Genomic DNA, 20,521 nt, shown 5'->3' on the forward strand with positions numbered 1-20,521 from the left:
CGTCGTCCGGACGCGGCGGCGGCGCCTGCTCCCGGCCCCGGCTCGGCGCGTTGCGCGCAGGTCAGAGCATGCCGGTTTCCAGGCGGGCGGCCTCGGACATCATATGCCGGCCCCACGGCGGATCGAACACCAGTTCGACATCGGCCTCGGCGATGGTCGGGATCAGCTCCAGCTTGCTGCGCACGTCGTCGACCAGGATCTCGCCCATGCCGCAGCCGGGCGCGGTCAGCGTCATCTTCACCTCGACCATGCGCTGGCCGTCCTCGCGCGGCTGCATGCCGACCTCGTAGACCAGGCCCAGGTCGACGATGTTGAACGGGATCTCCGGATCGAAGCAGGTGCGCAACTGCTGCCAGATCAGCGCCTCGACCTGCTCGTCGCTGGCGTCTTCGGGCAGGTCCAGGCCCGGCGGCGGTTCCTTGCCGATCGCGTCGCCGTCCTTGCCGGCGATGCGGAACAGGTTGCCCTCCACGAACACCGTGTAGCTGCCGCCCAGCGCCTGGGTGATGTAGCCGTAGCTGCCGGCAGGCAGGGTCACCGCGTCGCCCTGCGGCACCATCACCGCCGCGCAATCGCGTTCGAATTGGACAGGTTCGCTGCTGCGTGAGTACATGGGGGCGATATGGGGGCAGGCCCCGCCGGTGCAAGTCGTCCAGTTTATCCGAGTGCGCGCGGCGCGTGCCGGAGGGTATCCTGTGCGGATTCTTCGGGAACCCCGCATGCCGCCCTCCTCCACGCCGGCCAGGACCGCGCACTGGCTTTGGCCCTTGCTGCTGTGCCTGGGCTGTTTCACCGCCCTGATCGCCTGGATGCTGGTCGCCCTGAGCCTGGGCCACCAGGCCGGCTGGATGGCGGTGCCGGTGGCGCTGGAGATCGCGTGGATGCTGCGCCTGGGCACGCTGCCGCGCGGCAGGCTGCGCATCGCCGTGGCGGTGCTCGCCACCGCGCTGGTCATCGCCGCCGCCAACTGGGGCATCGCCGCCGCGCACGTGGGCGCGGGGCTGGGCCTGGATCCGTGGGACTCGGCGCTGAAGCTGGGCGCGCGCTACGCGTGGACGCTGACCGTGCTGGCCAACCGCCCCGGCGACGTGCTGTGGCTGGGCATCGGCCTGGTGGTGGCCTACTTCAGCGCGCGCTGAGGGTAGTGGGTCGCGGCTGAACCGCTCCTACAGGGCATGGGAGCGCTGCAGGAGCGGCTTCAGCCGCGACCGATACTGGGCCGGCACCGACGGCCGGCGCCGGCTCAATGCCCGCCGTCGAGCGCCTTCAGTTCGCTGACCAGCGCGCCGGCCGCCTCGGCGCCGTCGCCGTACAGCATGCGCGTGTTGTCGGCATAGAACAGCGCGTTCTCGATGCCGGCAAAGCCGGTGCCCTTGCCGCGTTTGATCACGATGACGTTCTTCGAATTGACCACGTCCAGGATCGGCATGCCGTAGATCGGGCTGGCCGGATCGGTCTTGGCCACCGGGTTGACCACGTCGTTGGCGCCGATCACCAGCGACACGTCGGTGCTGGGGAACTCGGGATTGATGTCGTCCATGTCGGCGATCAGGTCGTAGGGCACGCCGGCCTCGGCCAGCAGCACGTTCATGTGCCCGGGCATGCGCCCGGCCACCGGGTGGATCGCGAACTTGACCTTGACCCCGCGCTCGATCAGCCGCTGCGCCAGCTCCCAGATCTTGTGCTGCGCCTGCGCCACCGCCATGCCGTAGCCGGGCACGATCACCACGCGCTCGGCGTAGGCCATCATCGCCGCCACGTCGCCGGCCTCGATCGGCTTCTGCGCGCCGCTGATCTCCTGCGCCTGGCCGCCGCCGCCGAAGTTGGAGAACAGCACGCCGCTGATCGGCCGGTTCATCGCCTTGGCCATCAGCCGGGTCAGCAGGATGCCGGCCGCGCCGACCATCATGCCGGCGATGATCAGCGCCTCGTTGCCGAGCACATAGCCCTCGAACGCCACCGCCAGGCCGGTGAAGGCGTTGTACAGCGAGATCACCACCGGCATGTCGGCGCCGCCGATCGGCAGCGTCATCAGCACGCCCAGCGCCAGCGCCACCGCGAAGAAGGCCACGATCGCCACCGGGCTGAGCCCGATCGCCGCCCACGTGCCCAGGCCCAGCATCGCCACGAACACCAGCAGGTTGAACGCCTGCTGGCCGGGGAAGGTGACGCGCTTGTCCAGCCGTCCGTCGAGCTTGGCCCAGGCGATGACCGAGCCGGACAGCGAGATCGCGCCGATCGCCGAGCCAACGATGGCCAGCGCCAGCGTGGTCGCGTCGGGCTGGCGCGCGGCCAGCGCGGCGATCGCGCTCTCGCTCCAGTGCGAGGTGTCGCGGTGCGCCAGGAACGAAAAGCGCAGCAGTTCCACCGCGCCGATCGCCGCGGCCGAGCCGCCGCCCATGCCGTTGTACAGCGCGACCATCTGCGGCATGTCGGTGATGGCGACCTTCTTGGCCGAGATCCAGGCCGCGCCGGTGCCGATCACGATCGCCAGCAGGATCAGGGTCAGGTTGTGCAGGCCGGGCAGCAGGAAGGTCGCCGCGGTCGCCAGCAGCATGCCGAACCCGGCCCAGTGGATGCCGCTGCGCGCGGTCTTGGGCGAGGCCATGCGCTGCAGGCCGAGCAGGAACAGGGTGGCGGCCACCAGGTAGCTGGCCTTCACCAGCCAGGACAGGGCTTCGGCGGTGCTCATGCGTGCTCTCCGGCCAGCGGCGCAGCGTCCGGCCGGCGGTCCAGGCGATGGTGCTCGAACATCTCGATCGCGGTCTTCAGCAGCCCCACCATGCCCAGGCCGAACGCGACCAGGCCCAGCGACAGCTGGTTCAGCGCGGTGGTGCCGGCCAGGTAGGCGCCGACCAGGCCGATCACGATCGGCAGCAGCGCCTCGGCCGAGAGCAGCCACAGCATCAGGCGCCCCTTGCGCGGGTCCTGCCAGACCCTGTGCGAGATCTTGTTCTGGGTGCGGGTCGGGTCCTGCAGCGAGGACAGCCCCACGCCCACGCCGGCGTACAGCAGCGCGTAGTTCCAGTCGTCGAACATGCCGGCCATGCCGTTGAACAGCGGCCTGGCGGCGTAGACCGCGGCCACGACCATCGCCGGATACTGCAGGTAGCTGAGCAGCTGAAACCATCCCCTGGCGCCCTGCGGGCGCGCCGCGACCAGCGCCGGCTGCACGGAGCTCATGGCGTGTCTCCGGGCTTCTTGGAGCTCTTGAACATCTCCAGCATGCGCTCGGTGACCACGTAGCCGCCGGCGGCGTTGCCGGCGCCGAGCAGCACGGCGAGGAAGCCCACCGCCTTCTCCAGCGTGGTGTCGGCGTGGCCGAGCACCACCATCGCGCCGATCAGCACGATGCCGTGGATGAAGTTGGAACCGGACATCAGCGGGGTGTGCAGGATCACCGGCACCCGCGAGATGATCACGTGCCCGGCGATCGCCGCCAGCATGAAGATGTACAACGCCACGAAACCGTCGCTCATTGCGTTTCTCCCGGGCGCCGCGCCCGACCGTCGCAATCATAACCGCGTGCTGAATCCGTGGGCGACCGGCGTGCCTGCCCCTCGCCCGGCATGGCGCATGCCCCGGTCAACCGCGGCGGCGGCAACGCGTTATCCACGGTATCCCCGCGCCAGGAAGCTAAGCTGTGCTGGTGAGCACGCCCGCCCTCGACCCTTCATCGACCGATCCCGAGACCGCCGACGCCGCACGTCCGCTGCCGGTGTCGCTGGACGCGTTCCTGGCCGAGATCGGCCCGCGCGCGTTCCGCTTCGCCGAGGCCGGGCTGCGCCAGCGCGAGGATGCGCTGGATGCGGTGCAGGACGCGATGATCAAGCTGCTCGCCTACCGCGAGCGGCCGGCGCAGGAATGGACGCCGCTGTTCTGGAGCATCCTGCGCCGGCGCATCATCGACCTGCAGCGCCGCCGCGGCTTCCGCCTGCGCTTCTGGGCGCCGGCCAGCGAGCGCGGCGAGGACAGCCAGCCGGACTGGGCCGACGAAGGGCCGAGCCCGGCGCAGCACCACGAGCAGCGGCAGACCCATGCGCGGCTGGTGGCGGCGTTGCGCGCGCTGCCGGCGCGGCAGCGCGAAGCCTTCACCCTGCGCGTGCTCGAGGAGCTGGACGTGGCCACCACCGCACGCGCGATGGGCTGCTCCGAAGGCTCGGTCAAGACCCACCTGTCACGCGCCCGCGAGGCGCTGCAGAAACACCTGGAGGACGTCCGGTGAAACCCGACACCACACATGCGGCCGCGTTCGACGCGCAGATGCGCCGCGCGCACCAGGCCTCGCTGCAGGCCCTGCCGGCGCCGACCCTGGCGCGACTGCGCACGGCCCGCCACCAGGCCGGCCGCGCCCAGGCCGCGCCGGCGCGGCGCTGGGGCTGGCTGCTGGCGGCGGCGCCGGCCGTGCTCGGCGCCGCGTTCGGCATGCACCTGCTGCTGCGCCCGGCGCTGCCGCCGTCGCTGCCGGCGACGAGCGTCGCCAGCGCTCCCGCCGCTGCGGTGCCGGCCAGCGCCGCCGCGCGCAGCGACGGCGACGACGCGGTGGCCGGCCTGCTCGAAGAAAATCCCGACCTGTACCTGTGGCTGGGTTCCGATACCTCGCTGGCGATGGAATGAACACGATGAACCGCCTGATCCGCACGACCCTGGCGCTGGCCCTGCTGGCCGGCGCGCCGCTGGCGAGCGTCGCCGCGCCGCCACCGCCGCCACCGCCACCGGAGGCAGAAGCCGATGCGGGACCGCCGTTGCCGGACTGGGAACACCTGAGCGCGCAGCAGCGCGAGCTGCTGATCGCGCCGCTGCGCCAGCGCTGGAACGACGTGCCGCAGCAGCGGCGCAGGATGTTCGAGCACGCGCAGCGCTGGCAGGCGATGACGCCCGAGCAGCGCGAGCGCGCGCGCAAGGGCGCGCGCCGCTACGAGGACATGAGCCCGCAGCAGCGCGAAGAGGCCCGCGTGCTGTTCGAACGCATGCGCGCGCTGCCGCCGGAGCAGCGCCGCGCGCTGCGCGACCGCTGGGAAGCGATGACCCCGCAGCAGCGCGATGCCTGGATCAAGGCCAATGCCGGCCCAGACGCCAGGCCTGTGCCGGGTTCCAGGTGACGGTCCTGCAGCCGCGTTACGTCCGCGGCCATGGCGTTTTCCGGAGCCGCTTACCGGCTGTCGCTGCGACCGAGGAGTAAATTCCGGTCCGCAATCGCGACAAGCGCGGCCGATCGAACAAGGGCGGCCGCCGATCGAATCCGCCGCAACGGAAACCAGCGCCGCATCCTGCAATCGTCCGGCTCGAAATGCGAAAGCGCGTCGACCCCGATGCTTCGCTGGGAGATTTGCAGCCGGCAGCCCGTTGTGGGAGCGACTTCAGTCGCGACGGGCGTTACCGGTAAAGCCCGTCGCGACTGAAGTCGCTCCTACAGGTCGTCTGCCGCCTGCAACGTTGCTGGACGGCACACGCTCCCGGCAGCGCCTGCAACGCCGGGCGTGCGGCCGACGGTGCCGCGCTCAACCGGTCCAGCGCGTCTTGGCCAGCAGCTCGTCGTCCCAGTCGTAGGCGATCGCGCCGTCCTTCAGGAACAGCGCGACGAAGTTGTAGACGTTGCGCGCATACATCTCGCTGGCGTGCACCGCGCCCATGCTGGCCAGGTCGAGCGGGCCGGCCACGACCACGCCGCCGTGCTCGATGGTCTCGCCGGGGCGGGTCAGTTCGCAGTTGCCGCCGGTCTCGGCGGCCAGGTCCACCACCACGCTGCCCGGCTTCATGCCTTCGACCATTGCCGCGCTGAGGATCTTCGGCGCCGGCCGGCCGGGCACCGCGGCGGTGCACACCACCACGTCGATGCCCTTGAGGTGATCGGCCAGGCGCCGCTGCTGCTCGGCGCGCTCCTCGTCGGTCAGTTGCCGCGCGTAGCCGCCCTCGCCCGCCGCGCTGACGCCCAGGTCGAGGAACTTGCCGCCCAGCGACTCGATCTGCTCGCGCGTCTCCGGGCGCACGTCGAAGCCCTCGACCTGCGCGCCCAGGCGCTTGGCGGTGGCGATGGCCTGCAGCCCGGCGACGCCGGCGCCGACGATCAGCACCTTGGACGGGCGGATGGTGCCGGCGGCGGTGGTCAGCATGGGGAAGAAGCGCGGCGCCAGCTGCGCGGCGATCAGCGTGGCCTTGTAGCCGGCCATGCCGGCCTGCGAACTGAGCACGTCCATCGCCTGCGCGCGGGTGGTGCGCGGCAGCCGTTCCAGCGGGAACGCGACCAGCTCGCGCGCCTGCATCGCCTCGGCGCGCGCCGGATCGGCCTGCGGCTGCAGGATGCCGACCACGCCGGCAGCGGGCTTGAGCTGGTGCAGCGCCGCCACCGGCAACGGCTGCACGCACAGCACCAGGTCGGCCTGCGCCGGGGTCGCGGCATCGGCGAGCTGCGCGCCGGCCGCCAGATAGGCCGCATCGACGAACCCGGCCGACGCGCCGGCGCCGGGCTCGACGTGCACCTGCGCGCCGAGCGCGCCGAGCTTCTTCACCGTCTCCGGCGTCGCCGCCACGCGGCGTTCGCCGTGCGCCGATTCCTTCACCACCAGCACCTGCACTGCCATGCGATTCCCCGTGCGTTGCCCGCCTAGTCGGCGCCGATGCTACAGGGTCCGCGCGGCGATGGCAGCGCCGGGCTGGCAGCTGCGCGTCCTGGGGGGCGCAGCGCGGCGCGCAGGCCTGCGCGAATGCCGTGCGGGAGCGGCTTCAGTCGCTTCCGCAATGTGTGTGGATCGCCGCGGACCCTCAGTGCAAGGTCGCGTTCTGCGGGTCGAGGCGGTCGATGACGCCCTGCATCGCGCTGTCGAAGGCGCCGTCGTTGACGTGGCTGCGCAGCCGGCCCAGCCGCACCATCACCGCCAGTTCCTCCGGCGAAGCCACGCAGAAGCGCACGCCGCGGCGGTTGACGAACAGCAGCCGCGCCGAGATCGGGCTCACCCACGACAGCTTGCCGGTCTGCACCTTGCCGTCGCGGTCGATGAAATCCAGCCAGGTGCCGATCGGCATCGAGCGGAAGCGGTCGGCGTCGGCGTTGTCGTAGTCCTCGATCTTCTCCGCGGCGGCGACCTCCACCGACTGCGCCTCCTGCACCGGCGGTTGCGGCAAGGCCACCTGCGGCAGTTCCGGCAGCGGGCGCTCCAGTTCCGGGCGCAGTTCGGCCACGCCTTGCAGCGTGTCGTGCAGCACGTTGATCGCCGCGGCGGCGGCCTCGGCATGCAGGCCGACGCTGGCGAACACCTTGTGCAGCGGCCCCTGCCAGGCCTGCAGCCAGGGCTTGCCGACGATGTGCCGCCGCGCCTCGGCGGCTTCCTCCAGCACGCCGTCGGCCAGCGCCAGCGCATCGCGCACGCCGGCGCCTTCCTCGCCCTCGCGCAGCATCGCCATGGTCAGGTGGTGCTGCCACGGCTGGCGCAGGAAATCCTCCAGCGCCTGCGGCAGTTGCAGGCCCTGCAGCCGCGCCTGCAGTTCGGCCTCGGCGCGCTGCCGCGCCAGTTCCAGCTTCTCCTGCCCGCGCTGGGTCTCGGCGGCGCGGCGCTCGGCGATCTCGATGCGGCGCCGGTGCTGGCCGAGGAACTCGCGGAACTCCTCTTCCAGGGTCAGGAAGATCGCCAGGTTCTCGTTGAACTCGGCGACCAGCCGCTCGACGATCTCCTCGACCTTGCCCATCAGCACGCGCTCGGCCGGGCTCTCGCCGGTATTGCCTTCGCAGGCCTCGGCCAGCGAATTGAGCAGGCGCCGCGCCGGGTGGGTCTTCTGCACGAACATGCGCCGGTCCAGCAGCGCGACCTTGACGAACGGCACCACCAGGCGCCCGATCAGCTCGCGCGAGCGGCCTTCCAGGTCGCGTTCGTCGAGCATCACGTCGAACAGCATGCCGACCAGGTCGATCGCATCCTCGTCCACCGGGTCCAGCCGCGCGTGCGCCGGATCCACGCCGAACTGGGTGGCATTGGAAAGCACTTCGCTCTTGAGCCGCTGCGCCAGCGATTCGCCGTCGTCGCCGATCGCCGCGCGCAGCGTGGCGCTGGGCGTGGCCTGCAGCAGCGACAGCACCGAGATCATCTCGCGCTGGCTCAGCGGCCGCTGCTGGCCGACCGCCGCGCTCGCCGCCGAGGTGGCGCTCTCGCGCACGCTGCGGGTCTGCTGCAGCAGTTCGTGCAGCGCCTCCAGCAACACGCCCTGGCTGCCGCCGGGCAGGTTGGCGCCGGCCTCGGCATAGCCTTCGCCGGCCTGCAGGCGGCCGCGGCGCTCGGCCCAGCGATCGACGAAGCGGCTAGCCCAAGCCGGCGCGTAGTGTTCGTCGTACTCTCCCGGCTCGCCGCCGGCAGCGCCGTCCTCGCCGAACCCGGCCGTGTCGCCGCCGCGCGCCTGGCGTTCCTCCGGCGCCGGCGCCGGGGCGCGCCGCGGCGGCGGTGGCGGCCGTGGCCGCGAGATCTCCGGCATGACCCCGGCCTGCGCCAGGCTGTCGTCCAGCTGTTGGTAGAGCTTGCCGATGCCGGCGGTGAGGTCGCGCTCGCACAGCTTGATCAGCACCAGCCGCACTTCCGGGGCCAGGTCGCTGGTGGAGAACGCGGCATGCACCGCGACGCCGATGTGTTCGGGGCCGACCGGGTTGGTGTCGGCGTCCAGTTCCAGGCCGCCGGCGATCCAGCCCAGGCGGCGGTCGATGCGGCTGAGCACCGGCTTCCATTCGCGCAGCAGCACGGTGGCCAGGTTGCGCACCGCCAGCCGCGATTCCAATTCGTGTTCGGACACCAGGCTCAGGCCCTGGCCATAGCCGGCCAGCGCCACTTCGGCCGACAGCGGGGCGCCGGCTTCCAGCGCCTGCCAGGCCTGCTCCAGCTGCGCCCGGAAACGCGCGGCGATCTCCTCGCGGCGGCGGCGCAGTTCGCGCATGCCGTCCAGGAACAGCAGCTGCGAGGCGCCGGCGCTCTCGGCGCGGTCGAACAGCACGTCGTCGAAATGCGCCAGCGCGGCGGCGAACGCCTGCCCCAGGACCGGCAGCATGCCGTCGTGCGCCTGCATCAACAGATGCGGCGCGCGCGCGGGATGTGCGTGCGGCGGGCTGGGGCTGAAACTCATGCGCGATGGCTCCGCGCCGCGGGCGGCGCCAGGGAAGTAGAAGGAAGTCGAACGGACACGGCCCCTGTTTCCGCCTCTGCATGGTAGGCAAGGTACCTGAACGACAACCGTGATGCACTGCGCATTTCATGCTCCGAAACGTGGCCCGCCCTGCATCCTAGGCCGTCCATGCGTAACTCTGCCTGCAGCGCCGTGCGAAATCGCGGTGCCGGCGCGGGGTCAGGCCGCGGCGGCGACCCGCTCCAGCCGGTCCACCGCGCCCTGCATCGCGCTGTAGAACGCATCGTCGTCGCGGTGCAGGCGCAACCGGTCCAGCCGCACCATCAGCGCCAGCGCCTCCGGCGAGGCGACGCACAGGCGCCCGCCGCGGCGGTTCACGAACATCAGCCGCGCCGAGATCGGGCTCACCCAGGACAGCTTGCCCGGCTGCACGCGGCCCTCGCGGTCGACGAAGTCCAGCCAGGTGCCCAGCGCCAGGGTGCGGAAATACTCGGCGGTGACGTGGTCGAAATCGGTCGCCTGCGCCGGTTCCGGCAGCGCCGGCACCGGCTCGGCCGGCGGCGCCTCGGGCGCGACCGCGGGTGCGGGCGCCGGCGCCTGCAGCGGGCGCGCGTGCGCCAGGTCGTCCAGCGTCGCCTGCAGGGCCAGCCACGCCGCCTCGGCGGCGGCCGCATCCAGGCCGACGCTGGTCCACAGCCGCAACAGTTCGGCGCGCTGCGGCTGCAGCCAGCCGTCCGCCGGCACGCCGCCGCCGGCCTGCGCCTGGCGACATTGCGCCAGCACCGCGTCGCCCAGCGCCAGCGCCGCGGTCACCGCCGCGCCGTGGCCGTCGTCGCGCAGCGCCGACTGCTGCACGTACTGGCACCATTGCTGGCGCAGGAAGGCCTCGATCGGCGCCGGCAGCGCGGTGCCGTGCGCGTCGCGCTGCAGGCGTTCGTCCACGGCCTGCGCGGCCAGGCGCCGCGCGCGGTCGCGGCGCTCCTCGGCGCGCTGCAGTTCGGCCGCGCGGCGCTCGGCGATCTCCACCCGGCGCCGGTACTGCTCGTAGGCACTGCCGAATTCCGCTTCCAGGGTCAGGAACACCGCCAGGTGCTCGTCGAAATCGCGCACCACCCGTTCCACCACCGCCTGCGCCTGCGCCAGCAGCGCCTGTTCGGCGGCGGTCTCGCCGGCGTTGCCGTCGCAGGCGTCGGCGAGCAGGTTGAGCAGGCGCCGCGCCGGATGCCCGTCGCGCACGAACAGGCGGCCGTCGATCAGCGCCACCTTGGCCAGCGGCACCAGCATCTGCCCGAGCAATTCGCGTTGCGCCGGCTGCAGCACGCATTCGTCGAGCATCACCTCGAACAGCAGCCCGACCAGCTCCAGCGTGTCCGCGTCGGCCGGCTCCAGCCGGGTGCCGGCCGGGTCCAGGCCCAGCGACGCGCCGATCGCCACCACCTGCCGGCGCAGCCCCTGCGCGAGCGGCCCGCCGTGTTCGCCGATCGCGGCGAAGCCGGCCAGCGGCGTGGTCTGCAGCAGCGACAGGATCGACAGCAGCTCGCGCGGCGACAGGCTGCGGCGCGCGTCGTCGGCGCTGCTGCCCACGGCGGCCGGCTGCGCCTCGTGCAGCAGGCTGCGCAGCGCCGGCGGCAATACTTCGTGGTCGTCGCGCGCATGCGCGTCCAGCGCGCGCGCGGCGCGGCGCTGTGCGGCCGACAGCGGCGCGGCGGCATTCCAGGTCTCGAAGAACCGGCTGATCCAGTCCGGCGCCGCATCGTCGCCGCCGGCGCCGTTGCGCGGGATCGCGCGGCGGCGCGCGCGTCCGGTCGGCAGCGAGCGCGCCCGCGCGACCTGGTCCAGGCGCTGCTCCAGCCGCGCGTACAGCTCGCCGACCCGCTCCTGCAGTTCCTGCTCGCAGATCTTGACGATCGCCAGCTGCACCTGCGGCGCCAGCACCAGCCCGTGCAGCGCGGCGTAGACCGCGGCGCCGACGTGTTCGGGCCCGAACGGATTGTTGTCGGCGTCGATGCGCTGGCCGCCCGCGATGAAGCCGAGGAAGCGGTTGAGCCGCATCAGTTCCGGGCGCCAGCGGTGCTGGATCGCGCCGGCCAGGTTGCGCACCGCCAGGCGCACGTCCAGTTCCTGTTCGGAGACCAGGCTCAGGTCGCCGCGCTCGCGCGCCAGGCTGCGCTCCACCGACAGCGGGCGGCCGGCCTCCAGCGCCTGCCAGGCCTGCGCCAGGTGCCCGCGGAAGCGGGCGGCGATCGGCTCGCGCTGCTGCCGCAGCAGCTGGATCGCCTCGAAATAGTCGTTCTGCGTCGGCCCGGCGCGCTCGGCCATGCGGAACAACGCATCGGCGAGCACGTCCAGCACTTCGCCGAACGCGCCTGCCAGCGGCACCGAGACCACGTCCCGGACCTGGTCGAGCAGGTCCGAATTGCGGCTGGGCAGCAATTCCTCGGCATATTCGGCGATTGTCATGGCAGTGTGATACGCAAGCGCAAGTGAGACCGACGTCAATTCGGAAGTTAGCGGTGGATCGAGGATGAAGCTTGACTCGCCGTGTAACCGCGGCATCCGCTGCCGCTTTTGGGCGCACGACTATAATTCGGCGCCCGCCCCACGGAATCGAGACTATGCGCACACTTCACTCGCTGCAAGCGCTGGATGAGCGCCGCTCGGTGCCGTCCAAGCAATTGGGCGAGCCCGGACCGGACGAGGCGACCCTGCTGGCGATGCTGCGCTCGGCGGTGCGCGTGCCCGATCACGGCAAGCTGGTGCCGTTCCGGTTCCTACGCATCGCCGGCCCGGCGCGGCTGGCGCTGGGCGACTTCCTCGCCGAACGCACGCTGCAGCGCGACCCGGGCGCGCCGCGCGCGGCGGTGGAAAAGGACCGCGAACGTTTCGCGCACGCGCCGCTGGCGATCGCGGTGATCGCGCGGCTGCAGCGCGAGGACAAAGTGCCGGAGATCGAGCAGTGGCTGACCGCCGGCTCGGTCTGCTTCGCGCTGCTGCAGGCGGCGCAGGCCTACGGCTTCGGCGCGCAGTGGCTGACCGCCTGGATGGCCTACGACGACGCGGTGGCGGCGCGGCTGGGCCTGGCCGGCAACGAGCGCATCGCCGGCTTCATCCACATCGGCACCCCGCGCATGCAGGTGCCCGAGCGCGAGCGCCCCGACCCGCAGCAGCTGCTCAGCGACTGGACCCCGTGAACGCCGCGGCGTTGCCACCGCGGCCGCTGTATCTGGTCGACGCCAGCCTGTACGTGTTCCGCGCCTGGCATTCGATCCCGGACGAATTCCAGGACGCGCAGGGCTGGCCGACCAACGCGGTGCACGGCTTCGCCCGCTTCCTGCTCGACCTGCTCGAACGCGAGCGCCCGCAGCACATCGCCATCGCCTTCGACGAAGCGCTGGACAGCTGTTTCCGCAATCGCCTGTACCCGGCCTACAAGGCCAACCGCGCGCCGGCGCCGGATGCGTTGCGACGCCAGTTCGCGCACTGCAAGGCGCTGTGCGCGGCGCTCGGCCTGGGCGTGCTGGCGCACCACGACTACGAGGCCGACGACCTGATCGGCAGCGCCCTGCACAGCGTGCGCGGCGCCGGCTTCCACGGCGTGATCGTGTCCGCCGACAAGGACCTGTCGCAATTGCTGCTGGAGTTCGACGAGCAGTGGGACTACGCCCGCGGCCAGCGCTGGGGCGCGGCCGGGGTGAAGGCGCGGCACGGCGTGCACGCGCACCAGATCGCCGACTACCTGGCGCTGACCGGCGACGCGATCGACAACATTCCCGGGGTCACCGGCATCGGCGCCAAGTCGGCGGCGATCCTGCTGGCGCATTTCGGCGACCTGGACACGCTGCTGGCGCGGCTCGACGAGGTCGCGTTCCTGCGCCTGCGCGGCGCCGCGCAGATGGCCGTGCGCCTGCGCGAACAGCGCGAGCACGCGCTGCTGTGGCGGGAACTGGCCACCATCGCGCTGGACGCGCCGCTGCACTCGGCCGCGCCCGGCTTCGCCCGCGGCCAGGCCGACGCCGACATGCTGCACGGCCTGTGCGAGGCGCTGCGCTTCGGTCCGCTGACCCGGCGCCGGCTGCTGCAGGCGGCCGGGCTGGACGCTGCGGGTCATTAGATGCCAGCGCGGCACTGCGCGATGCGGATGCCGGGCGCATCGCGCGACTCCAGGCAGTCCCGCGCCACCATGCCGCGGCAAGCGCGCCGGCGCCGGCACGGCGCGCAGCCCAACCCCGCGCGTCCTGTAGGGCGGCTTCAGCCGCGACGAACGGGAGCGATGCACGTTGCGGCGTCGAAGCTGCCGGAACCGATGCAGCCGAGGCTGAGCGGGCGCTGCATACATCCGTAAACAGCACAGGTACGCAACCCTCATCGCAATGCCAATGGCTCTACACTTCGGTACAGCCAAGCCGCGCGCCGACGCGCCCAGCGCCTCCTTATCCTCCGAACCGAGCGAACGCCACCCATGACCCGCCCCGACTCCCCGCCCCGCGTCGTCTACGAAGGCAAGTACCAGCGCATGGTGGTGCGCGGCACCTGGGAGTATTCCGAACGCGTGCACGCCGGCGGCCTGGCCGCGATCATCGTCGCGGTGACCCCGGACGACGACGTGCTGTTCGTCGAGCAGTTCCGCGTGCCGCTGCAGGCGCGCACCATCGAGATGCCGGCCGGCCTGGTCGGCGACATCGACGCCGGCGAATCGATCGAGGTGTCGGCGGTGCGCGAGCTGGAGGAAGAGACCGGCTGGACCGCCGACCACGCCGAAGTGCTGATGATCGGCCCGACCTCCTCCGGCGCCAGCAGCGAGAAGATCGCCTTCGTCCGCGCCAGCGGCCTGCGCAAGGTCGGCGACGGCGGCGGCGACGCCAGCGAGGACATCATCGTGCACGCCGTGCCGCGCACGCGCGCGGCGGCCTGGCTGGTGCAGAAGATGGGCGAAGGCTACGAACTGGACGCCAAGCTGTGGGCCGGGCTGTGGATGATCGAGCACGAACTGGACGGCACCCCGCGTGGCTGACCCGGCAACGCATGCGGGCAGCGCGGCGGCGCTGCTCGGCGCCGGCGATCCGCCGCCGTACCGTCTCTATCAGGAGCACGGCCGTTCGCCCTACCTGCTGATCGCCGACCACGCCGGGCAGCAGGTGCCGCAGGCGCTGGCCGGCCTCGGCCTGCCGCAGCACGAACTGGACCGGCACATCGGCTGGGACATCGGCATCGACGGCGTCACCCGCGAGCTGGCGCAGGCGCTGGACGCGTTCGCGATCGTGCAGACCTATTCGCGGCTGGTGATCGACTGCAACCGGCCGCTGTCGGCGCCGGGCTCGATCGCCGAGGTCAGCGACGGCACCGTGGTGCCGGGCAACCAGGGCCTGGACGCCACCGCGCGCGCGGCGCGCGCCAGCGCGATCTTCGCGCCCTACCACGCGCGCATCGCCGCGGAACTGGACCGGCGCCGCGACGCCGGCCTGGCCACCATCCTGATCGCGATGCACAGCTTCACCCCGGTCATGGGCGGCGTGGCCCGGCCCTGGCACGCCGGCGTGCTGTACCAGCGCGATGCCCGCTTCGCACACGCGCTGCTGGCCGAACTGCGCGCCGAACCGGGCCTGGTGGTCGGCGACAACCAGCCGTATTCGGTCAGCGACGCCACCGACTACGCGATCCCGGTGCACGCCGAGGCGCGCGGCCTGGCGCACGTGGAACTGGAGATCCGCCAGGACCTGATCGCCGACCCCGCCGGGCAGCGGCAATGGGCGCAGCGCTTGCTCAGCATGCTGAATCGGTTGCAAGCTGCCTTCACATCGGACTGAGTGCGGGCTGCGCACTCTCGGTGCATCGCCGTCCGTCCGGACGCCCTTCGCTGCACGCACCGGATCCTGCCCCCATGCTCATCCGCCTCGGCTACGAGATCCGCTACCGCTTCCTGCAACCGACCCCGGTGCTGGCCATGCTCGACATCCACGACAGCCGCCGCACCGACATCGTCGTCGCCACCGCGCTGCAGACCGAGCCGGCAGTGCCGCTGCGCGGCTACCGCGACCAGTTCGGCAACAGCTGCACGCGCATGCTGGCCCCGGCCGGGCTGCTGACCCTGCGCGCCGACGCGGTGGTGCGCGACAGCGGCCTGCCCGACCAGTTCCGCTACGACGCGCCGCAGACGCCGGTGGAGCACCTGCCCGACGACACCCTGCTGTACCTGCTCGGCAGCCGCTACTGCGAGACCGACCTGCTCAGCGGCATGGCCTGGGACCTGTTCGGCAGCGCGCCGACCGGTTGGGCGCGGGTGCAGGCGATCTGCGACTACGTGCATGCGCAGATCGAATTCGGCTACGAACACGCGCGGCCGACCAAGAGCGCGGCGCAGGCGCTGCAGGAAGGGCGCGGCGTGTGCCGCGACTTCGCCCACGCGGCGATCGCGCTGTGCCGCTGCATGAACATCCCGGCGCGCTACTGCACCGGCTACCTGGGCGACATCGGCGTGCCCGCCTCGGCCGCGCCGATGGACTTCTCCGGCTGGTTCGAGGCGTTCCTGGACGGGCAGTGGTACACCTTCGACGCGCGCCACAACCTGCCGCGCATCGGCCGGGTGCTGATCGCGCGCGGCCGCGACGCCGCCGACGTGGCGATCAGCAACACCTTCGGCTACAACACGCTGGAAGCGTTCGTGGTGTGGACCGAGGAGACCGACCAGGCGCGACTGGATCCGCGACCGGCCCCCGCCGGCACCGGCGCCGCTGCGCTGCGCACCGAAGGGCTCTATCTCTAGGGTTGGCAGGCGTCGCGGGAGGGACTGCGGTCCCGACTGCAGCGCACTGGCCCCGCAACGCCGCGCCGCAGACGGAAAACGCGTCCGGCTTGGGCCGGCGCGTCCCGTACCGCGTGCCGCACGGGCGGCACGCGGCGCGCTGCATCAGGCAAAGGCGTCGGTGGCGCGGACCAGGGCGTCGACGTTTTCCGCCTCGAACGCGGAATGGCCGGCGCTCGGCGTGATCTCCAGCTTGGCCTTCGGCCAGGCCTTGTGCAGGTCCCAGGCGCTCTGCACCGGGCAGACCACGTCGTAGCGGCCCTGCACGATCACCCCGGGGATGTCGGCGATCCTGCCGGCGTCGCGCAGCAACTGGTCTTCCACCTCGAAGAAGCCGCCGTTGACGAAGTAGTGGTTCTCGATGCGCGCGAACGCCAGCGCGAACTGCGCGTCCTCGTGGCCGCTGACGAAGTCCGCGTCCACGTGCAGGAAGCTGGTGGCGCCTTCCCACACGCTCCAGGCGCGGGCGGCGGCCAGGCGCGTGGCCTCGTCGTCGCTGGTGAGGCGGCGATGGAACGCGGAGATCAGGTCGGCGCGTTCCTCCGGCGGGATCGCGGCGACGTAGTGCTCCCACGCATCCGGGAACAGCCGGCTGGCGCCTTCCTGGTAGAACCATTCCAGTTCCCAGCGGCGCAGCAGGAAGATGCCGCGCAGCACCAGCTCGGTCACGCGCTGCGGATGCGTCTGCGCATACGCCAGCGCCAGGGTCGAGCCCCAGCTGCCGCCGAACACCTGCCAGCGCTCGATGCCCAGTTTCTCGCGCAGCTTCTCGATATCGGCCACCAGGTCCCAGGTGGTGTTGTCGACCAGGTCCGCATGCGGCGTGGAGCGGCCCGAGCCGCGCTGGTCGAACAGCACGATGCGGTACTTGGCCGGATCGTGGAAGCGCCGCATCTTGGCGTTGTAGCCGCCACCCGGCCCGCCGTGCAGCAGCACCACCGGCTTGCCCTGCGGGTTGCCGCACTGCTCGTAGTGCAGCGTATGGCGCGCGTCCACCGGCAACGTGCCGCTGTCGAACGGTTCGATCTCGGGATATAGCGTGCGCATGGCGGCTCCTGCGGAAAAACGCGATTTTAGCGGGGAAGGCCCGGCCCTGCCGCGTTGACCGCGGCCGCCGGCGAATGCCACCGCGGATACGAACGCGTGCGTTCGCTTCAACCGGCCGGCCGGCGCCCCAGCGTGACCCGGTCGCGCGCTTCCAGGTCCTGGTGGGTCGCCACGTCGCCGAAGCCCGCCGCCGCCAGCAGCGCGCGCACGGCGGCGCCCTGGTCCCAGCCGTGCTCCAGCAGCAGCCAGCCGCCCGGCAGCAGGTGCGCCGGGGCGGCGGCGGCGATCCGGCGGATGTCGTCCAGCCCGTCGGCGCCGGAAGCCAGGGCGCTGGCCGGTTCGTAGCGCAGGTCGCCCTGGGCCAGGTGCGGGTCGCCGGCGGCGATGTAGGGCGGGTTGCTGGCGATCAGGTCGAAGCGTTGCCCGGCCAGCGGCGCCAGCCAGGAGCCATGGGCGAAGGCGACGTTGTCCAGGCCATGCGCGCGCGCGTTGGCCTGCGCCACCGCCAGTGCGGCCTCGCTCAGGTCGGTGGCCAGCACCTGCGCCTGCGGCCGTTCGCTGGCCAGCGCCAGGGCGATCGCGCCGCTGCCGGTGCCCAGGTCGGCGATGCGCCGGCCCGGGGCCGGGTCCAGCCGCTCCAGCGCCAGTTCCACCAGGCGCTCGGTGTCCGCGCGCGGGATCAGCGTGGCCGGGCCGACCGCCAGGTCCAGGGTCCAGAAGCCGCGGCGACCGGTCAGGTAGGCCACCGGCTCGCCCTGCGCGCGCCGCGCCAGCAGTTCGCCGAAGCCTTGCGCGGCGGCGGCCGGCAGCGGGTCGCGGGCATGCGCGAACAGCCAGGCGCGGTCGCGCTGCAGGGCGTGGAGCAACAGGGCTTCGGCGTCGGCGCGCTCGATCTGCGCGCAGGCGTCGCGCAGCAGGGACTCGGGGGTGGGGGCGTTCATCGACGTCACGATGCCGCAGCGGTCCGGAAAAGCCAACGTGGTAGAACCTTGGGACTGCGCGCTTCCCCCGCAGCAGCAAAGAGCCAGGCTTGAATACCGATAGGCACAACCTATCTATTCAATTCCATCAATCGATTTGAGATATCTATCGGCTCCTCCTATGATGAGCCTCGTTCTAACCACCCGCTCCCTTCGCAACCACGAGGAAACTCCATGTCTTTGATCAACACCCAGGTCCAGCCGTTCAAGGCCAACGCTTACAAGAACGGCGAATTCATCGAAGTCACCGACGCGGACCTGAAGGGCAAGTGGTCGGTGCTGATCTTCATGCCGGCCGCCTTCACCTTCAACTGCCCCACCGAAGTGGAAGACGCCGCCGACAACTACGCCGAGTTCCAGAAGATCGGCGCCGAGGTCTACATCGTCACCACCGACACCCACTTCTCGCACAAGGTGTGGCACGAGACCTCGCCGGCCGTGGGCAAGGCGCAGTTCGCGCTGGTCGGCGATCCGACCCACCAGCTGACCCGCGCGTTCGGCGTGCACATCGAGGAAGAAGGCCTGGCCCTGCGCGGCACCTTCGTGATCAACCCGGAAGGCGTGATCAAGACCCTGGAGATCCACGACAACGCGATCGCCCGCGACGTCACCGAGACCCTGCGCAAGCTCAAGGCCGCGCAGTTCGTCGCCGCGCATCCGGGCGAAGTGTGCCCGGCCAAGTGGAAGGAAGGCGAAAAGACCCTGAAGCCGTCGCTGGACCTGGTCGGCAAGATCTAAGCCGCGCCCGCACTCCCATCTCCGCCGCTCGGCGGGGGTGGGGGTGAACCGCAGCCCGCGTCGCGGTCGCCCGCGTCACGTCAGCCACCGGCCACGCCGGCTGCGGTTCACCCCTCCTCCCAATTCTTCACGGCGGCCTGCCCCTGCGGCAGTCACGCCTCCCCTTCGCTTTGCCCATCGCCAGGAGTCCGCCATGTTGGATGCCGATCTGAAAACCCAGTTGAAGGCTTACCTGGAGCGGGTCGTCCGGCCCATCCACATCACCGCGTCGGTGGACGACGGCGCCAAGTCGCGCGAGATGCTCGACCTGCTCGAGGACCTGGTGCTGCTGTCGGACAAGATCAGCCTGGACGTGCACCGCGACAGCGGCGAGCGCACCCCGTCGTTCGCGCTGGGCAGCCCCGGCCACGACATCCACCTGCGCTTCGCCGGGCTGCCGCTGGGCCACGAGTTCACCTCGCTGGTGCTGGCGCTGCTGCAGGTCGGCGGGCATCCGTCCAAGGCCACCGCCGAGGTCATCGAGCAGGTGCGCAACCTGCCCGGCGAGTACGTGTTCGAAACCTATTTCTCGCTGTCCTGCCAGAACTGCCCGGACGTGGTGCAGGCGCTGAACCTGGCCGCGGTGCTGAACCCCAACATCAAGCACGTGGCGATCGACGGCGCGCTGTTCCAGGACGAGGTGGAAGCGCGGCAGATCATGTCGGTGCCCACCGTCTACCTCAACGGCGAAGTGTTCGACCAGGGCCGCATGAGCCTGGAGCAGATCGTGGCCAAGCTCGACACCGGCGCGGCCAAGCGCGACGCGGCGGCCATCGCGGCCAAGGCGCCGTTCGACGTGCTGGTGGTGGGCGGCGGCCCGGCCGGCGCGGCGGCGGCGATCTATGCGGCGCGCAAGGGCATCCGCACCGGCGTGGCGGCCGAGCGTTTCGGCGGCCAGGTGCTGGACACCATGGCGATCGAGAACTTCATCTCGGTGCAGGAGACCGAAGGCCCGAAGATGGCCGCGGCGCTGGAGCAGCACGTGCGCCAGTACGACGTGGACATCATGAACCTGCAGCGCGCCGAGCAGCTGGTCCCGGCCGGCGCCGACGGCCTGGTCGAGATCCGGCTGGCCAATGGCGCGTCGCTGAAGTCCAAGACGGTGATCCTGTCCACCGGCGCGCGCTGGCGGCAGATGAACGTGCCCGGCGAGGACCAGTACCGCAACAAGGGCGTGGCCTATTGCCCGCACTGCGACGGCCCGCTGTTCAAGGGCAAGCGCGTGGCGGTGATCGGCGGCGGCAACTCCGGCGTGGAAGCGGCGATCGACCTGGCCGGCATCGTCAGCCACGTCACCCTGGTCGAGTTCGACGGCAAGCTGCGCGCCGACGAGGTCCTGCAGCGCAAGCTGCGCAGCCTGGGCAACGTGGACATCATCGTCAACGCGCAGAGCACCGAGGTGCTCGGCGACGGGCAGAAGGTCACCGGCCTGGTGTACAGGGACCGCGTCGGCGGCGACGTCCATCGCGTGGCGCTGGAAGGCATCTTCGTGCAGATCGGCCTGCTGCCCAACACCGAATGGCTGCAGGGCACGGTGGCGCTGTCGCCGCGCGGGGAGATCGTCGTCGACGACCGCGGCCAGACCTCGCTGCCCGGCGTGTTCGCCGCCGGCGACGCCACCACGGTGCCGTACAAGCAGATCGTCATCGCCATGGGCGAAGGCTCCAAGGCGGCGCTGAGCGCGTTCGACCACCTGATCCGCAGCAGCGCGCCGGTCAGCAGTTCGGTCGCCGAAGCGGCCTGAGCCGATTGCCCCGCGCCGCGACCCGGCGCGGGGTCTATGCTGTTCCGGGGCGACCGGCCCCGCGCTCGCGCCGAC

Annotated in this window: 20 protein-coding genes; 11 read left to right on the forward strand and 9 right to left on the reverse strand. The window is 71.6% G+C overall.

From position 1 onward, the window contains the following. Positions 1 to 61: 61 nt before the first annotated feature. Positions 62 to 613, reverse strand: coding sequence for a putative Fe-S cluster assembly protein SufT (gene sufT, locus OCJ37_RS16230; protein WP_263110732.1), 552 nt, complete (start codon positions 611 to 613; stop codon positions 62 to 64). Between the two features lie 106 nt (positions 614 to 719). Between sufT and OCJ37_RS16235 the strand changes: the two genes are divergently transcribed. Further along, positions 720 to 1,139 (forward strand): hypothetical protein, encoded by a 420-nt coding sequence (locus OCJ37_RS16235; protein WP_263110733.1) that lies wholly within the window; start codon positions 720 to 722, stop codon positions 1,137 to 1,139. Between the two features lie 104 nt (positions 1,140 to 1,243). Here the strand turns inward: OCJ37_RS16235 and OCJ37_RS16240 are convergent, their stop codons facing one another. Genes OCJ37_RS16240 through OCJ37_RS16250 form a run of 3 tightly spaced genes read right to left on the reverse strand, consistent with a single transcriptional unit; the run spans position 1,244 to position 3,479 of the window. After that, complete coding sequence (locus OCJ37_RS16240) at positions 1,244 to 2,692, reverse strand: NAD(P)(+) transhydrogenase (Re/Si-specific) subunit beta (RefSeq protein ID WP_263110734.1); 1,449 nt, start codon at positions 2,690 to 2,692, stop codon at positions 1,244 to 1,246. After that, complete coding sequence (locus OCJ37_RS16245) at positions 2,689 to 3,183, reverse strand: hypothetical protein (RefSeq protein WP_263110735.1); 495 nt, start codon at positions 3,181 to 3,183, stop codon at positions 2,689 to 2,691. Before OCJ37_RS16245 ends, OCJ37_RS16240 begins: the two co-directional genes overlap by 4 nt. Then, positions 3,180 to 3,479, reverse strand: coding sequence for an NAD(P) transhydrogenase subunit alpha part 2 (locus OCJ37_RS16250; protein WP_263110736.1), 300 nt, complete (start codon positions 3,477 to 3,479; stop codon positions 3,180 to 3,182). The genes OCJ37_RS16245 and OCJ37_RS16250 overlap by 4 nt, the downstream gene beginning before the upstream one ends. Positions 3,480 to 3,643: 164 nt before the next feature. Between OCJ37_RS16250 and OCJ37_RS16255 the strand changes: the two genes are divergently transcribed. Genes OCJ37_RS16255 through OCJ37_RS16265 form a run of 3 tightly spaced genes read left to right on the forward strand, consistent with a single transcriptional unit; the run spans position 3,644 to position 5,102 of the window. Further along, positions 3,644 to 4,225 (forward strand): RNA polymerase sigma factor, encoded by a 582-nt coding sequence (locus OCJ37_RS16255; protein WP_263110737.1) that lies wholly within the window; start codon positions 3,644 to 3,646, stop codon positions 4,223 to 4,225. Positions 4,226 to 4,263: 38 nt separating this feature from the next. Then, positions 4,264 to 4,617 (forward strand): hypothetical protein, encoded by a 354-nt coding sequence (locus tag OCJ37_RS16260; RefSeq protein WP_263113712.1) that lies wholly within the window; start codon positions 4,264 to 4,266, stop codon positions 4,615 to 4,617. 5 nt (positions 4,618 to 4,622) lie between these two features. Then, positions 4,623 to 5,102 carry a DUF3106 domain-containing protein gene (locus OCJ37_RS16265; protein ID WP_263110738.1) on the forward strand — a complete coding sequence of 160 codons (480 nt, stop codon included), beginning with the start codon at positions 4,623 to 4,625 and terminating at the stop codon, positions 5,100 to 5,102. A gap of 399 nt (positions 5,103 to 5,501) precedes the next feature. Here OCJ37_RS16265 and OCJ37_RS16270 read toward each other — a convergent pair whose 3' ends face one another. The 3 genes from OCJ37_RS16270 to OCJ37_RS16280 all read right to left on the reverse strand — a co-directional run bounded on the left by OCJ37_RS16270 (position 5,502) and on the right by OCJ37_RS16280 (position 11,559). Then, positions 5,502 to 6,581: an NAD(P) transhydrogenase subunit alpha gene (locus tag OCJ37_RS16270; RefSeq protein ID WP_263110739.1), complete on the reverse strand. Its 1,080-nt coding sequence runs from the start codon at positions 6,579 to 6,581 to the stop codon at positions 5,502 to 5,504. Positions 6,582 to 6,762: 181 nt separating this feature from the next. After that, positions 6,763 to 9,099: a PacR family protein gene (locus tag OCJ37_RS16275; protein ID WP_263110740.1), complete on the reverse strand. Its 2,337-nt coding sequence runs from the start codon at positions 9,097 to 9,099 to the stop codon at positions 6,763 to 6,765. Positions 9,100 to 9,318: 219 nt separating this feature from the next. Next, complete coding sequence (locus OCJ37_RS16280) at positions 9,319 to 11,559, reverse strand: DUF1631 family protein (RefSeq protein WP_263110741.1); 2,241 nt, start codon at positions 11,557 to 11,559, stop codon at positions 9,319 to 9,321. Between the two features lie 155 nt (positions 11,560 to 11,714). Here OCJ37_RS16280 and OCJ37_RS16285 point away from each other — a divergent pair, with 155 nt between their 5' ends. The 5 genes from OCJ37_RS16285 to OCJ37_RS16305 all read left to right on the forward strand — a co-directional run bounded on the left by OCJ37_RS16285 (position 11,715) and on the right by OCJ37_RS16305 (position 15,859). After that, positions 11,715 to 12,290, forward strand: a complete 576-nt coding sequence (locus OCJ37_RS16285; RefSeq protein ID WP_263110742.1) for a nitroreductase family protein — start codon at positions 11,715 to 11,717, stop codon at positions 12,288 to 12,290. Continuing rightward, complete coding sequence (locus OCJ37_RS16290; protein WP_263113713.1) at positions 12,278 to 13,210, forward strand: 5'-3' exonuclease; 933 nt, start codon at positions 12,278 to 12,280, stop codon at positions 13,208 to 13,210. Before OCJ37_RS16285 ends, OCJ37_RS16290 begins: the two co-directional genes overlap by 13 nt. A 348-nt stretch (positions 13,211 to 13,558) precedes the next feature. Continuing rightward, entirely contained in the window at positions 13,559 to 14,110 is a 552-nt protein-coding gene (locus tag OCJ37_RS16295; RefSeq protein ID WP_263110743.1) for an NUDIX hydrolase, read from the forward strand. Continuing rightward, complete coding sequence (locus tag OCJ37_RS16300) at positions 14,103 to 14,903, forward strand: N-formylglutamate amidohydrolase (protein ID WP_263110744.1); 801 nt, start codon at positions 14,103 to 14,105, stop codon at positions 14,901 to 14,903. The genes OCJ37_RS16295 and OCJ37_RS16300 overlap by 8 nt, the downstream gene beginning before the upstream one ends. Positions 14,904 to 14,977: 74 nt before the next feature. Then, positions 14,978 to 15,859 carry a transglutaminase-like domain-containing protein gene (locus OCJ37_RS16305; RefSeq protein ID WP_263110745.1) on the forward strand — a complete coding sequence of 294 codons (882 nt, stop codon included), beginning with the start codon at positions 14,978 to 14,980 and terminating at the stop codon, positions 15,857 to 15,859. 144 nt (positions 15,860 to 16,003) lie between these two features. Here OCJ37_RS16305 and pip read toward each other — a convergent pair whose 3' ends face one another. Both pip and prmC read right to left on the reverse strand, forming a co-directional pair. Then, a complete protein-coding gene (gene pip, locus OCJ37_RS16310; protein ID WP_263110746.1) occupies positions 16,004 to 16,945 on the reverse strand; it encodes a prolyl aminopeptidase in 942 nt (313 codons plus the stop codon). A 107-nt stretch (positions 16,946 to 17,052) separates the two neighbouring features. Further along, the gene (prmC, locus tag OCJ37_RS16315) at positions 17,053 to 17,886 is read right to left on the reverse strand and encodes a peptide chain release factor N(5)-glutamine methyltransferase (RefSeq protein ID WP_263110747.1); all 834 of its coding nucleotides are present in this window, start codon (positions 17,884 to 17,886) and stop codon (positions 17,053 to 17,055) included. Positions 17,887 to 18,099: 213 nt separating this feature from the next. Here prmC and ahpC point away from each other — a divergent pair, with 213 nt between their 5' ends. Further along, a complete protein-coding gene (gene ahpC / locus OCJ37_RS16320) occupies positions 18,100 to 18,663 on the forward strand; it encodes an alkyl hydroperoxide reductase subunit C (RefSeq protein WP_263110748.1) in 564 nt (187 codons plus the stop codon). A 193-nt stretch (positions 18,664 to 18,856) separates the two neighbouring features. Beyond that, positions 18,857 to 20,446, forward strand: coding sequence for an alkyl hydroperoxide reductase subunit F (ahpF, locus tag OCJ37_RS16325; RefSeq protein WP_263110749.1), 1,590 nt, complete (start codon positions 18,857 to 18,859; stop codon positions 20,444 to 20,446). The last annotated feature ends 75 nt before the right edge of the window (positions 20,447 to 20,521 follow it).

The sequence above is a fragment of the Xanthomonas sp. AM6 genome (assembly GCF_025665335.1).
In the GTDB taxonomy this organism is placed as follows: Bacteria; Pseudomonadota; Gammaproteobacteria; order Xanthomonadales; family Xanthomonadaceae; genus Xanthomonas_A.

Coding starts and splice junctions, on each gene's coding strand:
- sufT (WP_263110732.1), bottom strand. CDS start 613: ATGTACTCACGCAGCAGCGAACCTGTCCAATTCGAACGCGATTGCGCG.
- OCJ37_RS16235 (WP_263110733.1), top strand. CDS start 720: ATGCCGCCCTCCTCCACGCCGGCCAGGACCGCGCACTGGCTTTGGCCC.
- OCJ37_RS16240 (WP_263110734.1), bottom strand. CDS start 2,692: ATGAGCACCGCCGAAGCCCTGTCCTGGCTGGTGAAGGCCAGCTACCTG.
- OCJ37_RS16245 (WP_263110735.1), bottom strand. CDS start 3,183: ATGAGCTCCGTGCAGCCGGCGCTGGTCGCGGCGCGCCCGCAGGGCGCC.
- OCJ37_RS16250 (WP_263110736.1), bottom strand. CDS start 3,479: ATGAGCGACGGTTTCGTGGCGTTGTACATCTTCATGCTGGCGGCGATC.
- OCJ37_RS16260 (WP_263113712.1), top strand. CDS start 4,264: ATGCGCCGCGCGCACCAGGCCTCGCTGCAGGCCCTGCCGGCGCCGACC.
- OCJ37_RS16265 (WP_263110738.1), top strand. CDS start 4,623: ATGAACCGCCTGATCCGCACGACCCTGGCGCTGGCCCTGCTGGCCGGC.
- OCJ37_RS16270 (WP_263110739.1), bottom strand. CDS start 6,581: ATGGCAGTGCAGGTGCTGGTGGTGAAGGAATCGGCGCACGGCGAACGC.
- OCJ37_RS16275 (WP_263110740.1), bottom strand. CDS start 9,099: ATGAGTTTCAGCCCCAGCCCGCCGCACGCACATCCCGCGCGCGCGCCG.
- OCJ37_RS16280 (WP_263110741.1), bottom strand. CDS start 11,559: ATGACAATCGCCGAATATGCCGAGGAATTGCTGCCCAGCCGCAATTCG.
- OCJ37_RS16285 (WP_263110742.1), top strand. CDS start 11,715: ATGCGCACACTTCACTCGCTGCAAGCGCTGGATGAGCGCCGCTCGGTG.
- OCJ37_RS16295 (WP_263110743.1), top strand. CDS start 13,559: ATGACCCGCCCCGACTCCCCGCCCCGCGTCGTCTACGAAGGCAAGTAC.
- OCJ37_RS16305 (WP_263110745.1), top strand. CDS start 14,978: ATGCTCATCCGCCTCGGCTACGAGATCCGCTACCGCTTCCTGCAACCG.
- pip (WP_263110746.1), bottom strand. CDS start 16,945: ATGCGCACGCTATATCCCGAGATCGAACCGTTCGACAGCGGCACGTTG.
- prmC (WP_263110747.1), bottom strand. CDS start 17,886: ATGAACGCCCCCACCCCCGAGTCCCTGCTGCGCGACGCCTGCGCGCAG.
- ahpC (WP_263110748.1), top strand. CDS start 18,100: ATGTCTTTGATCAACACCCAGGTCCAGCCGTTCAAGGCCAACGCTTAC.
- ahpF (WP_263110749.1), top strand. CDS start 18,857: ATGTTGGATGCCGATCTGAAAACCCAGTTGAAGGCTTACCTGGAGCGG.